The following is a 13,401-nucleotide window of genomic DNA, read 5'->3' as shown; positions in this document are numbered from 1 at the left end:
CACCCGCCACCACACCCCACCCACCATCCGGCACCACCCAGCCACAGCAACAAGATCAAACTAAGCTACGTGGCATTGCCGCCGGAGGCGCCTTTCAGCTCTTGACCTTGCTCTTGACTGTGGCCTGTGGCAGTAGACCCGACCACCTACCCACACCACCGCCGCCCCTACACGACCCGAGGCGCACTCGAACCGCGCCACCAGCGGATCAGGCAAACCATGCGCGAAGCCGTAAAAATGCCTGTAAACCCGCCAACCAGCCGCAGCGCGCCCGCCTGACCGCCGCTCCGCCTGACCGCCGCCCCGCCGGGTACCCGCTCAGCGGCTGCGCCGTCGGCAGCTACTCGGCAGCCGCGCCGCCTCTCGCACGACCCGCCGCCCTCACGCCTCCGCCGACTCGCCCATCTCCGCCCACACGATCTTCCCGTGCTCCGTGGGCCGCACCCCCCAGCGCCGCGACAGCTGCGCGACTATCAACAGCCCGCGGTGCCGCTCGTCCATGTGCTGCGTCACCGCCGGGCGCGGGATGCGGCCGTCGGCGTCGGCGACCTCCACCATCAGGCGCCCCGGGTGCGAGCGCAGCGCCAGCTGGCTGGTGGTCGCGGCGTGCTGGGTGGCGTTGGTGACCAGTTCGGTCACCACCGACAGCACGTCGTCGGTCAGGTGCTCCAGGTCCCAGTCGGTCAGCGTGGCCGTGACGAAGCGGCGGGCCGCGCGCGCCGCCATCGGGTCCGGGTCCAGGTCCAGCGCCGCCTTGCGGATGCGGGTCGGGCGGGTGCGGACCATCAGCAGCGCCACGTCGTCGTGCTCGTCGCCGGACAGCATCGCGTGCAGCAGGCGGTCGCAGGTGCGCTGGACGGTCTCCGAGCCCAGCGGGGCCGAGGAGCCCAGCGGGCCGTCGTCGGAGCGGACCAGCTCGGTGGCCAGCCGGTTCAGCCGCTCGGTCAGCGGGGCGTTGTGGCACTCCACCAGGCCGTCGGTGTACAGCAGCAGCCTGCTGCCGCCGCCCAGGTTCTGCACCTTCTCGTCGAACACCGCCTCCTCGATGCCCAGCGGCATCCCGAGGTCGTCCTCCAGCAGGTGCGCGGTGCCCTCCGGGGTGATCAGCGCCGGCGGCATGTGGCCGGCGCTGGCCCAGGTCAGCGCCTCCTCGGCCGGGTCGTAGACGGCGTACACGCAGGTCGCGATCTGCTCGGCGACGCCGTCGTCGGCCGGTCCCAGGGCGCCGATGCCGGCCGGGTGCGTCCCGGAGGCGCTCAGCGCGTTCAGGGCCGCCGAGCTGCTGGCGGCCGAGGCCGGCATGGTGCAGACCAGCCGGTTCAGCAGGTGCATGATCTGCCCCGGCGGCAGGTCCATCACCGCGTACGCGCGCACCGCCGTGCGCAGCTGCCCCATGATCGCCGCGGCCTTGATGCCGCGCCCCATCACGTCCCCGATGACCAGCGCCACCCGCCCGCCGGCCAGCGGGATCACGTCGAACCAGTCGCCGCCGACCTGCGTGCCCTGCGCGCCGGGCAGGTAGGTGAAGGCGATCTCCAGCTCCGCCAGCTGCGGCGGGTAGGCCGGCAGCAGCGAGTTCTGCAGCTCCACCGCGGTCTCGCGCTCCTGGCGGTACAGCCGTGCGTTGTCCATCGCCGAGGCCGCCTGGCCGGCGATGCCCTTGACGATCTGCTCGTCGCGCTCGGTGAACCGGTTCGGCTCGGAGTGCCCGAAGTACATCGACCCCAGCACCGTGCCGCCGATGGTGGTGATCGGCAGCGCCAGGAACGAGCGCACCGGCGGGTGCCCCGGCGGCAGGCCGTGGAACGGCGCGCGCTGGCCGTAGCGCGGGTCGGCGGCGATGTCGCCGGAGCGGATCGGCGCGGTGCCCGGGAACGCCGCGCCCACCAGCGAGGTCGGCCGCGGCATCGGCAGGTTCTCGAACCGCTCGCCCGGGACCGTCCCGGCCAGCGCGAACCGGGTCTGGGCCTGGCCGTTGGTCGAGGTCAGGGTGTAGAAGCAGGACCCGAACTCGGCGTCGATCGCGGTGGTCGCGGCGTCCGTGGCGAGCTTGGCGATCTTGCGGGTGTCCAGCTCCCGGTGCAGCGACTGCCCGATCATGTAGAGCGTCTCGACGATCCGGGTCTCCTGCGTCAGCCGCCGCTGCGAGGCCCGCAGCTCGGCCTCGGCGGCCAGCGCCGCGGCGTTGCCGTCGCCGGGGGAGGCCGGCATCGAGGAGGACGACGGAGGCGGCGCGGAGGCCTGCTGCGGCACCAGCGGTGCCGCCGGCCGGTGTCCGTTCCCTGACGGCCCCGGCGAGGGCGCCGGGACGCCGTTCCCCGAAGGCGCGGCGCTCACCCCGTTGCCGGTGCCGCTGCCCGAACCGTTCCCGTTGCGGGCCCCGAACACCTGGTGCCCGACCGCCGGGGCGGAGGGCGCGAACAGCGGGACGGTCAGCAGCGGGGTCAGCGCCAGCCGGATCGCCGCGGCCAGCGTCCGGAAGTGCGTCGCGGTCTCGGCCGGGATGCGGACCCGCGAATACAGCAGCGCCGTGTACAGCGAGGTGTTGCGCACCCCGGGCAGATCCGGGTGGTCCGGCCCGCCGGAGTCCAGCACCGCGCCCAGCGCGATCGCCGAGCGGATCTGGTAGTCGCGCACGAACTCCGGCGTCGGCACGTACGGGCTGCCCAGCGCCTCGGGCACATGGAAGACGTCGAACCGGTCCCGCAGCCGCGCCGACAGCCCCGGCACCTCGGCGCCGTGCGGCCGCGCGGGCACCGGGTCGGGGGCCGGCTGCAGGCCCAGCAGCCGGTCCAGCAGCGCCAGCGCCAGCGGCGCGCGCCGCACCACGTCCGAGGCCGACAGCGGGATCGCCTGGTGGTCGCGGCTGTTGCGGCGGTCCGACCAGTGCGGGTGGTCGCCGGAGGTGGCCAGCAGCGTCAGGTACGGCAGGCCGTCGTCGTTGGCCGCGGCCGCCGGGTCCCGGGTGCCGACGTAGGAGCGCAGGTCCGGGGTGAGGCGGTCCCAGGTGACGGTGTGGAACATCCGGGCCAGCGCGAAGGCCGGGCGGCCGGTGGCCGGGTCGGTGAAGGCGTGCCGCAGCCACTCGACGATGGCCGCCGAGCCCTCCTCCATGGAGGTGGCCCCGGCGGTGGCGGCTCGCAGTTCGCCGGAGGCGACGACCATGTCGGTGACCGAGAAACCGGAGAGGTCGAACGCCGACGCCATTCCCGCCGTCCTGTGGGTGGTCCGTGCGGACCCCGGCGGGGGCCCAGACACAATCATGCCGACACATCCTCACCGCGCGCCGTGGTTTGCCCCATCCGGCGCGGCGCTTCCGCCCGGTCGAGGGGCCGCCTCACCAGCTGCCCGGCCACGGAGGTTGTGCCCCGATCCGGCCTCGGCGATAGCTGATGTCCCCGATCGTGGCAGCACTGCGCGAAGATCGCGGCAATGCCAGAGTGTTGACACCTGTTCCGGGGATCGACGGCGAGGCGCGCCGGCCTTGACGGCCCCGACGACCCCCACCTCTGCCGCGTCATCCTCCGCTCCCGTCTCAGCCTCCGCACTCGTGCAGTTCAAGGTAGCCAGTCATCGGGGCGAGGGCTATCGCGCCGACTTGACGATCACCGATACCGGTGCCGTACAGCTGGCCGCGCCGAGGTCACCGTCATGCCCGCGACCTGAGGTTCGACGGCGGGGCGGGCATGCGTGCCCGACGGGGCACCGCGTGAGATGCATAACACGGACACGGTGCCAGGACAATGATTCCGCACCCGGCCCCGGTGTCAAACCACTGACAAGCCGGGGCCGATGCGGACTGGTGTGGCCGATATGGGCCGGTGTGGGCCGGTGCGGGCCGGTGTGAGCCGCTGAGGCCGGTGCGGACCGGTCTTCGGCACCGCGCGGAGCGGTCAGTGCCTTCCAAGCCCGCCGAGCAGGCCGGTCACGCTGCCGAGCGTGCCGAGCACCCCGCCCAGCAATCCGCCCAGGCCCCCGTCGCCGCCTCCGTTCCCGCCGCCCCCGGGCTGCGAGGGCGCCTGGGAGGGCGGTGTGGTCGGCGGGGCCGGCGGCGTGCTGGTCGGCGTCGGCGGGCCGGGCTGACTGGGTTGCCCGGGCTGGCTGGATTGCCCGGTCGGCGGCGCAGGCGGCCGTGAGCGCAGCACCGGCGGGGGTGTGGACGCCCCCTGCGTCGGCTGCGGGCTGTTCGGCGCGAAGGACAGCGACGAGGCCGGCGGAGCCGCGTGTGTGGGTTCGTACTGTATGCGCGTGTCGGTGCTCTCGACGTCCGAGGGCGTCACCGAACCTGTCGCGCTCGGTGCCGGCGCCGCGGGCGTCAAAGCGGTCGTCGGCACCGTGCTGCCGACCACCGCCACCGCCGGGTCCGCGCCGGCGTTCGCCCCCGAGGACGACGCCCCGGGCTGGGACGGCGCGCTCTGGGCGGACGTCCCCGCCGCGGCGGGCGTGCCCGCCCCGGTGTGCAGCACGGTGGCCACGGCGGTCACCGCCCCGATGCCCGCGGCGCCGCCCAGCAGCGTCTCAGCGGTCTTGCGTATCGGGCCGGGCTTCCTGTGCCGGGTAGCCACGCGTACCCACCTCCCCTTTTGTGCCGCACCCTCCTGGGCTGCGGACCTGACGGTCAGTGTGTTGCCCACAGCGGGGAGTACGCGCCGCGCGAATCCTGCGTTCCCTCGAAAGAGGGATCGAAAGACCTCGCAAAGTCCGGGTCCGGCCGTCGCACGCAGTGGCGGGGCCGGACCGGGGAGGTGGAGCGGGAGTGTTCAGGGGGTGTTCACCAGTGTTCGGCGCTCAGCCGTTCACACAGTGGTTGTCCTCCGCACCGGTGCCGAAGCTGCCCAGCGACAGCGCGTCGCCGCAGGACTGGATCGGCGCGTTGACCGAGGTCTGCACCACGTCGCCGGAGACGGCGCCGGGGGAGTCCGCGGCGGTGCCGACGGCCATGGCGCCGGTGTGCACGTCGTCGCAGCTGTTCCCGTCGGCGTCGGTCTGCGCGCCGACGACGGTCCCGGCCAGGCCGCAGCCCTGCACCGGGGCGTCCAGCGCGCCGCCGACGACGTCGCCGGACACCGCGCCGGGGCTGTCGGCGGCCGCGCCGCGCACCGAGGAACGGTTGTCCCAGGTGGTGCAGCGGTTCTCCAGCGCGTCGGTGAGCGCGGCGCCCGCCGACCCGGCGTCCCCGCACACCTGCACCGGCACGTCCGCCGCGCCCTGCGCCGCGTTGCCGGAGGCCAGCCCGGGGCTGTCGGCGGCGGCGCCCTCGGTGGTGGCCGAGTCGGCCGCCGCGGCCGCGCCCGCGCCGCTGACCATCAGCGAGCCCGCGGCCAGCGACAGCAGCAGACCCTTCTTCACAAACCCGTGCATGGATGTCCCTTGGCAAGTCGATGAGGCCGGGGCGTCGATCCGCCCCTTCAGAGATCGACAACGAACATCCGCGCCGCGGGTTGCGGGACGCGAAGCGCCGACGGCCCGGATGTCAGCCATCCGGACCAGTCGGCGCACGATCACACGATCGCTGGCACCCGCCGGAATCCGTCGGCGGGTTCCGGCGACTACCGGGTCAGCTTCGGCAGCACCTCGCGGCCGAAGACCTCGATCCACTCGGCCTGGTTGCGGCCCACGTTGTGCAGGTAGATCCGGTCCACGCCCAGGTCCAGGAACGCCTGGATCGAGGCCCGGTGCACGTCCGGGTCGGAGGAGATGACCATCCGGCCCTCGAAGTCCTCCGGCCGCACCAGCTTGGCCATCTGCTCGAAGTCGAACGGCGAGCGGATGTCCTGTTTGGGGAACTTCATTCCGCCGTTGGGCCACTCGGTCACGGCGTTGGCCAGGGCTTCCTCATCGGTCGGCGCCCAGGACAGATGCAGCTGAAGGATCTTCGGCATGCCGTCGGGGTCCTTGCCGGCCTTGCGCGCCCCGGCGGCGAAGTTCTCGAACACCCCGGCCACCTTCGAGTGCGCCGCACCCGGGGTGATGATCCCGTCCGCGAGCTCACCTGTCTTGCGCGAGGTGTACGGGCCGGCGGCGGCGATGTAGATGGGCGGCGGTGTCGATGGCATCGTCCACAACCGGGTGGTCTCCAGGGTGAAGTACTTGCCGGAGTGCTTCACGTCCTTGCCGGTGAACAGCTTGTTGATCACCTCGATGGCCTCGAACATCATCGCCACCCGGGTCGGTGCCTCCGGCCAGTACCCGCCGACGATGTGCTCGTTCAACGCCTCCCCGGAGCCCAGCCCCAGCCAGTGCCGCCCCGGATACATCGCCTCCAGCGTCGCCGAAGCCTGCGCCACCATCGCCGGATGCATCCGGAACGAGGGACACGTCACCCCCGGACCGAGGTCCGTGGTCGTCCGCTCGCCGATGGCGGTCAACACGTTCCACACGAACGGCGCGTTCCCCTGCTGCGGCACCCACGGCTGGAAATGGTCGGCGGCCATGGTGCCGGTGAACCCGTGCTGCTCGGCCAGCGCCGAGTACTCGGTCACCTCGATCGGACCGAACTGCTCCAACATGGCGGCGTAACCGATATGCGGTGTGCTCACGACTATGGCTCCCAACGAAACTGGAACATGTTCATTGCTACGTCATAGCCGACCTTAGAGCAGGGCCCTGTACATGTCGTGTGGGAGCGCTGTGGCCTTCGGCACGGTGTCGGCGATGGCCGGAACGTTCAAGACGGGCAGGCCGGGCGCGGTTAGCGTCGGGGGCATGAACCAGAACATCTCCCCGGCGACACCGTCATCGGTGCTGGAGCGGGCCGCGGGCTTCGTGTGGACCTCCGGGCGCGTGCTGGAGCAGCGCCGCTTCGAGTTGCTGTTCGGCGGCGCCCCCGACGGCTCCGGCCTGGCCGCGGCGCTGGCTGCCTACCGCACCCCCGACGGCGGCTACGCGTACGGACTCGAACCGGACATCCGCGGCCCCGAACCCCAGCCGCTGACCGCCGCCACCGCACTGGCGGTCCTGCGGGACGCCGGCCGCCTCGACGCGGAATCGGTGACCCCGGTCCTGGACTGGCTGACCACGGTCACCACCGCCGAAGGCGGCGTCCCGGCGGTCCTGCCGACCCTGGCCGCCTACCCGCGCCCGCCGTGGCTGCCGGTCGCCGCCGACCCCGCCGCCGACCTGCTGACCACCGGCCAGGTCCTCGGCCCGGTCCTGCGCAGCGGCGTCACCCACCCCTGGATCCCGGCGGCGGTCGCCTTCGCGCGCCGCGAGGTCGAGGCCATGGAGCAGACGCACCCCTACGGAGTGGAGTCGGCGCTGATCTTCCTGGAGGCCGCCCCGGACCGGGCATGGGCCGCCGACCAGGCCGACCGCATCGGCAAGCTGCTGCGCGAGCAGCGCACGGTCCTGCTGGACCCGGCGCACCCTGAGGAGGCGGTCATCGCACCCGGCTACGCCGAGGGTGAGTACCACCTCCCGCACGACTACGCCCCGGACCCCGCGAGCCCGGCCCGCGCCTGGTTCACCGACGAGGAGATGGCGCGCAGCCTGGACCACCTGGCCGCATCGCAGGATGCGGACGGCGGGTGGCCCATCAACTGGGCCAAGTGGTCGCCGACCACCGAGATGGAGGCGCGGCCGGGGGTGACGGTGAAGGCGCTGCGGGTGCTGCGGGCTTACGGGAGGCTGTAGGGCGGGTCCTACTCCGGGGCCTACTTCGCCGGCGCCAGCACCGCCCCGATCAACCGCTCGCTCAGCGGACTGGGCGCCGAGAAGTCCACGCTCAGGTTCGAGATCGAGTACACCGCCCGGATCGACAGGTCCCGGGTCGCGAACATCCCGTTCGCGTACCCGTCGTCGTGCCCGGTCTTGCCCCACAGCACCGCGCCGTTCGGCAACGTCGTCGACATCAGCCCGGCGCCGAAGCAAGCCACCTTCGGGCAGGAGGTGCCGTTGACGAACGGCAGCAGGTGGCCCTGGCCGTCCGTCGGCAGCGCGAACAGCTCCTTCTGCTGCGCGGCGGGCAGCAGGCGGCCCTGCATCAGCGCCGTGATGAAGCGGTCCAGGTCGGCGGGGGTGGTGATCAGGTTGGAGGGGTCGCCGCCCTGCTCGCTGACGTCCACGGCCCGGCCCTGGCTGTCGGTCATGTAGCCGTGCAGGTACGGCTTCGGCATCACCGGGTCGTCCTCCGGCACCGAGGTCTGCGTCAGGTGCAGGGGCCGCAGGACGCGGGCCGTGAGCTCCTGCTTGTACGAGTGGCCGGTGATGTGCTCGATCAGCGCGCCGCCGATGCGGAAGCCGAGGGAGTTGTACTCCTGCTCCGTGCCGGGGGTGAAGTGCGACACCGGCGCCGGGCGGCCGTCGGTGGGGCTCAGGGTCTGCTGGATGATCTGGTCGAAGGTCCGGTAGCCGAAGCGGGTCGCGATGACCTGGTCGGCGGTGGCGGGGGGCGCGCCCTCGTCCACGTCGGGCAGACCGCTGGTGAAGTTGATCAGCTCGCGGACGGTGATCGGCGCGAACCTGTCCGGCAGCAGACCCGGCATGTAGTGCTGGATGGTCTGGTCGAGGTCGATCCGGCCCTCGGCGGCCAGCTGGAGGATCACGACGGTCTCGAAGGTCTTGGCGATGCTGCCGGCGTGGAAGTGCGCGTTCGGCGGGATCTGCCGGCCGGTCTCGGCGTCGACGGTGGATCCCGTCCAGAGCTCGCCCGGCTCGCCGACGCGGACGACGTCCCCGGCGGCGTCGTCGCTCGGCAGGGTCTGGATGGCCGCTTGCAGGGCGGCCGGGTTCAGCGGCGGGAAGGACGCGGCGCTCGCGGCGGAGGCGGACGTGCTCGACACGGCGGTCAGGCCGGCGATGGTGGAGCACGCGAAGGTCAAGGCCGCTGCGCGGCGCACGATGGCTGTCACGTGATCGATTCTGGCGAGCCGCATCGGCCCGCGGAATGGGGCTAGCCCCACGTAGGGCCAGCCCTACCCGCCCGCTCCGAGCAATTCGCTCGGCGTCACCCCGGCCAGCCGCCGGACCTCCCGCGCGAAGTGTGCCTGGTCGGCGTACCCGGCCTGGTAGGCGATCGCGGCGAGCCCGGGCGCGCCGCTCCGGCCCAGGTCCAGCGCGTGCTGGAAACGCAGGATGCTGTGTAAGGTCTTCGGCCCGTACCCGACCGCCTCCGTGAACCGGCGCCGCAGCTGCCGTTCCGACAAGCCGACGGCGTCGGCCAGTGCCGGAACGTGCGGCGACATGCCACCTGATCGCAGCATCCTGAGCACCTGCTCGACCGCGGCGTCCGGCTCGTAGCGCGGGGCGAGCGCCGCCACGAATTCCTCCAGCACCCGCACCGCCGCCTGCGGCGAGTCGGTCGCGGCCAAGCGTTCCGTCAGCAGCGCGACATCGGCGGTCACCGACTCCAGCGGCACCTGCGCCCCGAGGACCTCCTCGACCGGCATCCGCCCGAGCAGAATCCGCGCCGCCCCCGGCCGCAGCCGCACACCCGCGATCGCGGACCCCGCCGCCAACGGCGCGCGCCACGCCGCACGGTCCGGCCCGACCAGCCGCACGGCCCCGTCCTGCCAGGTCAGGTCCGAACACCCGTCGGGCACCACCAGCTGCCGGTACTCGCGCGCGCCGCGGTTCACCTGCGTCCACGTGCACGCCACGAACCGGCCCGGTGCCAGCCGGGGCCGATACTCCGCGTATACCGAGGTCAGCGGTGCAGTCATCGGCATCGACGCTACGCCCCGCCTCCGACAACCGCGCTATCGGCGATCACGTGCGCCATCGGCGCGCGCTCACCCCACCGCCGGGAACGCCACCGGGCTGCGCATCCCGTCCGCCCCGACCGCGCGCAGCCCGAACTGCACGTTGTCCTTGGCGATCGGCAGCGTCACCGTCGTCACGTCCCCGACCGCGAGCGCCTCGGTCCACACCGCCGCCGTGGTCTCCCGCAGCACCACCTCGTACCCGGCCAGCCCGGCGTCGTCGCCGCGGGTCCAGGTCAAGGTGGTGCTGTTGGTGCCGCTGAAGTTCGCCGGCGGCGTGGTCAGGATGGTCACGCCCTTCGGCGTGCCGGGGCCGGCGGCCAGGGACCACAGCGTCGCGGCGTTGACCCGGGTGACCCGGGCCAGGTAGTCGAAGTCGCAGAACTCTGCCAGGTCGCCGTACTGCACGCCGTCGGCGACCCGCGTGTCCTGGTGCTCGTGGTTGAAGTTCTCGCGCGGCTCCGTGAAACGCCCGGCCGGATAGGCCTGCTGCAAGAACGAGATGTGGTCGCTGCCGCGCAGGTAGCGGTCACGGCGCCAGACCACGCGGATGTCCATCCCGGTCGCGTCGTTGGCGGCCACGTCCTGCGCGAACCGGGCCAGCTGGCGCGAGGGGCCGTCGTTCTCGCCGCCGACCTCCTGGCGGATCGCGGCCTGCGCGGGGGTCTCCGAGGTGGGGACGCCCTCGACGAACAGCCGCACCGTGTGCGGCTCCGGCGGCGTGCCGTCCCAGGCGCTGCTGGCCCCGATGATGTCGTTGCTGAACATCCCCTGTACGTCGGTCCCGGCGGCTTTCATCTGCTGGGCCATGAATGCCGAGCCGAACAGCCCCTGCTCCTCGCCGGCGACGGTGGCGAACACCAGCGTGCCGGGGAAGCTGCGGGTGGCGAACAGCCGGGCCATCTCCAGCACGGCGGCCACGCCCGAGGCGTCGTCGTCGGCGCCGGGGGCGTCGCTGGTGAAGTTCATGACGTCGGTGACGCGCGAGTCCAGGTGCCCGGTGACCACGTACACGCGCTCGGTCGCCGCGGTGCCCTTCAGCGTCGCGATCACGTTCGTGATCGTCGTGGGCACCGGGATGCGCGGCCCCACCGGCTGCACGAAGCTCTGCCGCGCGACGGTCATCCGCCCGCCGGAGGCGGCCGCGATCGCCTCGAACTGCGCCGCCACCCAGTCGGTCGCCGCACCGATGCCGCGCGCCGGATCGGTCTGGCTGGACAGCGTGTGGCGGGTGCCGAACGTCGTGAGCTTCAGGACGGTGGCCTTCAGCCGCGCCGGATCGACGGCGGCCAGCAGCGCGCGCAGTTCGCGGCCGGGCTGCTGGCGCCCGACGCCGATCGGGGTGGAGCTCGCGGTACCTGTGGCGGCGGCGGCCGGGCCGGCCCCGCCGATCGTCGCCGCGGCGCCGAGCACCGCGGCACCGGACAGGGCCTGCCGCCTGGACGGGCCGGAGCGAGGGGATCCGTGCTCTGTCACGATGCGCCTCCGGGATTCGGGGGAGTGCCGTCGCTGCGGAACCTACTCGCCGCCGGGATGTGCGCAACCTCGGCGCTCTAGCCCTCGCGCAGCAGTATCCCGCGGACGTAGGCGGCCTGCCCGACGTGCTGCAGGGTGTCGTTCACGACGCTGACCAGCCGCACGCCGAGGGTCACCGCCGGGTCCCAGCGGGTGTCGACGACGCGGTCGAAGTCCTCGTCGTTCAGGCCGCTGACATAGCCGAGTGTCAGCTCGTGCACCGCGTCGTGGTAGTCGGTGAGCGCCTCGGCCGAGGGCACGGTCAGCTTGCCCACCTCGTGCGAGGACTGCCCGTAGCCGACGGCGGCGGCCGGGTACGGCGAGCCGAACTTGGCGTCGAAGCCCTGCGACGTCCAGACCTGGTCCAGGCCGGCGACGTCGGCGACGTGGTCGTCCTGCACGCGGGTCAGGTGCCAGATGAGCCAGCCGATCGGGTTCGCGTCGTCGTCGAGGCGGCGGTGCAGCTGCTCCACGGAGAGCCCGGAGACGGCGGCGTGGACGGACTCGTGGACCCGCCCGAAGGCGTCGACAAGGAGATCATGACCTCTCATGCGGTTCACGCTATCGCGGCGTGCCCGGCGGCACACGTGCCCGGCCGTGCGGGGGTCAGCGGCGGGCCGATTGCGGGCCGGTGGCAGGCCGGTGGCGGGTCATGGCAGGGAATTCACAGACATGTCCATAATAGTCCCCGGCCGCCGAAGTCTTGACAGTCATCTGATTCATAACTACGAATACTGATGAAGCGATCGCTGCTCAAAAACCTCTCACAAGGATGGTGGTCAAGTGGCTCGTATCCTCACCAGCGCGGCCGACAAGATCGTCGCGCGGCTGGCGCCGAAGGCGAAGGCCTCGGCGTGCATTCCGAACGACCCGTACTACACCTGCTGGAATCACGCCTACATGTACTGCACGAACAACTGCACCGGCCAGGAGTTCTGCCACCAGGTCGGCAGCTGCTGACCTGCAGCAGGCGGTAACACGGGGCGCCGGGTTATGCCGGCAGTGTAGTCCGGCGTCCCTTTCGGGTTTCTTCCCTCTTCGCGCGGACTCGCATTCTCCTTCTTTCACGGTGGGCATTCCTGGCATGCAGTGGCAGCAGTCTCTCGCGCTCGGCCTGCGGGCCGCCTTCGTCGTCCTCTTCCTCGTCGCCGCGGGCTCCAAGAGCCGGTCCGGCGCGGCCCGGCGGACCTTCGCCGGCTGGGTCGGCGACCTCGGCCTGGTCCCGGTCGGCAGCGTCGGCGCGGTCGCCGCGGCCGCCGTCGCGGCGGAGTGGTCGGCGGCCTTCCTGCTGCTCACCCCCTGGGCCCCGGCCGGCTTCGCGCTGGCCGCGCTGCTGCTGGCGGGGTTCGCCGGCGCGACCGCGCTGGTCGTCCGGCGCGGCACGCGCGCGCCGTGCCTGTGCTTCGGGACCTCCCCGGCGACGCTGGCCCGGCGCCACGTCGTGCGGGACGCGGCCCTGGCCGCCGCGGCGGTGGCCGGCGCCGTGCTGGGATCGGCCGCGCTGCCGCCGGCCGCCGGGATCGCGGTCTTCGGGGCCGCCGGGGCCGCGGTGGCGCTCGCCGTCGTCCTCCTCGACGAATTCCTGGAGCTTTTCTCGCTGTGAGGACCTCTCCCACCATCCGCCTCGCCGACGACTTCGGAGGAATCGGACGATGCCTTACCTGATTGCCGCCGTCATTCTGCTCACCCTGTTCTCCGCCGGCCATATGCTGGTCACTCTCGGCCTGGTTCGCAGAATGCGGACAATGGCGACGGAAACGGGAAGCGCTCCGACGGCCCCGCCGACTTTGGCAATCGGTGAATCTCCGACGGAATTCGCAGTGACCGCCGAGAGCGGACGCCGATTCCAGCGCTCCGGGTTGTCCGGCGGTCGCAATCTCGTCGGCTTTTTCTCCACGACCTGCGAACCCTGCGTGGAGAACGCGCCGAGATTCGCCGAATACGCGCGCTCATTCGCACCCGGCCGGGTCCTGGCGGTCGTCCAGGACGGCGCGCCCGGGGCCGCGCGGGCCTTCCACGAGCGGTATCTGCCCGGCGTCGAGGCCGTGGTGGAGAAGATGGACGGCCCGGTGGCGCGCGCCTTCGCGGTCGAGGCGTTCCCGACGATGTACGTCCTGGACCCCGAGGGCCGGGTCGAGCACGTCGCCTTCACCACGGCCCGCCTGCCCCAGCCCGCGGAAGCCTGACC

Annotated in this window: 12 protein-coding genes; 4 read left to right on the top strand and 8 right to left on the bottom strand. The window is 72.5% G+C overall.

Annotated features, from left to right (window positions below):
* Nucleotides 1–381 precede the first annotated feature (381 nt).
* From ABH926_RS38440 to ABH926_RS38425, 4 genes are all read right to left on the bottom strand, one after another.
* Nucleotides 382–3,207: a SpoIIE family protein phosphatase gene (locus ABH926_RS38440; protein WP_370370896.1), complete on the bottom strand. Its 2,826-nt coding sequence runs from the start codon at nucleotides 3,205–3,207 to the stop codon at nucleotides 382–384.
* A gap of 686 nt (nucleotides 3,208–3,893) precedes the next feature.
* Nucleotides 3,894–4,565, bottom strand: a complete 672-nt coding sequence (locus ABH926_RS38435; RefSeq protein WP_370370895.1) for a hypothetical protein — start codon at nucleotides 4,563–4,565, stop codon at nucleotides 3,894–3,896.
* A 223-nt stretch (nucleotides 4,566–4,788) separates the two neighbouring features.
* A complete protein-coding gene (locus ABH926_RS38430) occupies nucleotides 4,789–5,361 on the bottom strand; it encodes a chaplin family protein (RefSeq protein ID WP_370370894.1) in 573 nt (190 codons plus the stop codon).
* A 188-nt stretch (nucleotides 5,362–5,549) separates the two neighbouring features.
* The gene (locus ABH926_RS38425) at nucleotides 5,550–6,539 is read right to left on the bottom strand and encodes a TIGR03557 family F420-dependent LLM class oxidoreductase (RefSeq protein WP_370370893.1); all 990 of its coding nucleotides are present in this window, start codon (nucleotides 6,537–6,539) and stop codon (nucleotides 5,550–5,552) included.
* Nucleotides 6,540–6,705: 166 nt separating this feature from the next.
* Here ABH926_RS38425 and ABH926_RS38420 point away from each other — a divergent pair, with 166 nt between their 5' ends.
* Nucleotides 6,706–7,632 (top strand): hypothetical protein, encoded by a 927-nt coding sequence (locus ABH926_RS38420; protein WP_370370892.1) that lies wholly within the window; start codon nucleotides 6,706–6,708, stop codon nucleotides 7,630–7,632.
* A 20-nt stretch (nucleotides 7,633–7,652) separates the two neighbouring features.
* Here ABH926_RS38420 and ABH926_RS38415 read toward each other — a convergent pair whose 3' ends face one another.
* From ABH926_RS38415 to ABH926_RS38400, 4 genes are all read right to left on the bottom strand, one after another.
* Entirely contained in the window at nucleotides 7,653–8,849 is a 1,197-nt protein-coding gene (locus ABH926_RS38415; protein WP_370370891.1) for a serine hydrolase domain-containing protein, read from the bottom strand.
* A gap of 63 nt (nucleotides 8,850–8,912) precedes the next feature.
* Nucleotides 8,913–9,659, bottom strand: a complete 747-nt coding sequence (locus ABH926_RS38410; RefSeq protein ID WP_370370890.1) for a helix-turn-helix domain-containing protein — start codon at nucleotides 9,657–9,659, stop codon at nucleotides 8,913–8,915.
* A gap of 69 nt (nucleotides 9,660–9,728) precedes the next feature.
* The gene (locus tag ABH926_RS38405) at nucleotides 9,729–11,174 is read right to left on the bottom strand and encodes a M20/M25/M40 family metallo-hydrolase (protein ID WP_370370889.1); all 1,446 of its coding nucleotides are present in this window, start codon (nucleotides 11,172–11,174) and stop codon (nucleotides 9,729–9,731) included.
* Nucleotides 11,175–11,251: 77 nt separating this feature from the next.
* A complete protein-coding gene (locus tag ABH926_RS38400) occupies nucleotides 11,252–11,764 on the bottom strand; it encodes a DinB family protein (protein ID WP_370370888.1) in 513 nt (170 codons plus the stop codon).
* Nucleotides 11,765–11,996: 232 nt separating this feature from the next.
* Here ABH926_RS38400 and ABH926_RS38395 point away from each other — a divergent pair, with 232 nt between their 5' ends.
* From ABH926_RS38395 to ABH926_RS38385, 3 genes are all read left to right on the top strand, one after another.
* Complete coding sequence (locus ABH926_RS38395; RefSeq protein ID WP_370370887.1) at nucleotides 11,997–12,173, top strand: hypothetical protein; 177 nt, start codon at nucleotides 11,997–11,999, stop codon at nucleotides 12,171–12,173.
* A gap of 124 nt (nucleotides 12,174–12,297) precedes the next feature.
* Nucleotides 12,298–12,816, top strand: coding sequence for a MauE/DoxX family redox-associated membrane protein (locus tag ABH926_RS38390; protein ID WP_370370886.1), 519 nt, complete (start codon nucleotides 12,298–12,300; stop codon nucleotides 12,814–12,816).
* A gap of 217 nt (nucleotides 12,817–13,033) precedes the next feature.
* A complete protein-coding gene (locus ABH926_RS38385; protein ID WP_370370885.1) occupies nucleotides 13,034–13,399 on the top strand; it encodes a TlpA disulfide reductase family protein in 366 nt (121 codons plus the stop codon).
* Nucleotides 13,400–13,401 lie beyond the last annotated feature (2 nt).

This window comes from Catenulispora sp. GP43 (genome assembly GCF_041260665.1).
Lineage (GTDB): Bacteria > Actinomycetota > Actinomycetes > Streptomycetales > Catenulisporaceae > Catenulispora.
Note: the sequence above shows the minus strand (reverse complement) of the source record. Positions and strands in the feature narration are given on the sequence as shown.

What these genes read in the sequence shown, in the direction of transcription:
- ABH926_RS38440 (WP_370370896.1), bottom strand. Translation starts at nt 3,207, where the DNA reads ATGGCGTCGGCGTTCGACCTCTCCGGTTTCTCGGTCACCGACATGGTC.
- ABH926_RS38430 (WP_370370894.1), bottom strand. Translation starts at nt 5,361, where the DNA reads ATGCACGGGTTTGTGAAGAAGGGTCTGCTGCTGTCGCTGGCCGCGGGC.
- ABH926_RS38420 (WP_370370892.1), top strand. Translation starts at nt 6,706, where the DNA reads ATGAACCAGAACATCTCCCCGGCGACACCGTCATCGGTGCTGGAGCGG.
- ABH926_RS38410 (WP_370370890.1), bottom strand. Translation starts at nt 9,659, where the DNA reads ATGACTGCACCGCTGACCTCGGTATACGCGGAGTATCGGCCCCGGCTG.
- ABH926_RS38400 (WP_370370888.1), bottom strand. Translation starts at nt 11,764, where the DNA reads ATGAGAGGTCATGATCTCCTTGTCGACGCCTTCGGGCGGGTCCACGAG.
- ABH926_RS38390 (WP_370370886.1), top strand. Translation starts at nt 12,298, where the DNA reads ATGCAGTGGCAGCAGTCTCTCGCGCTCGGCCTGCGGGCCGCCTTCGTC.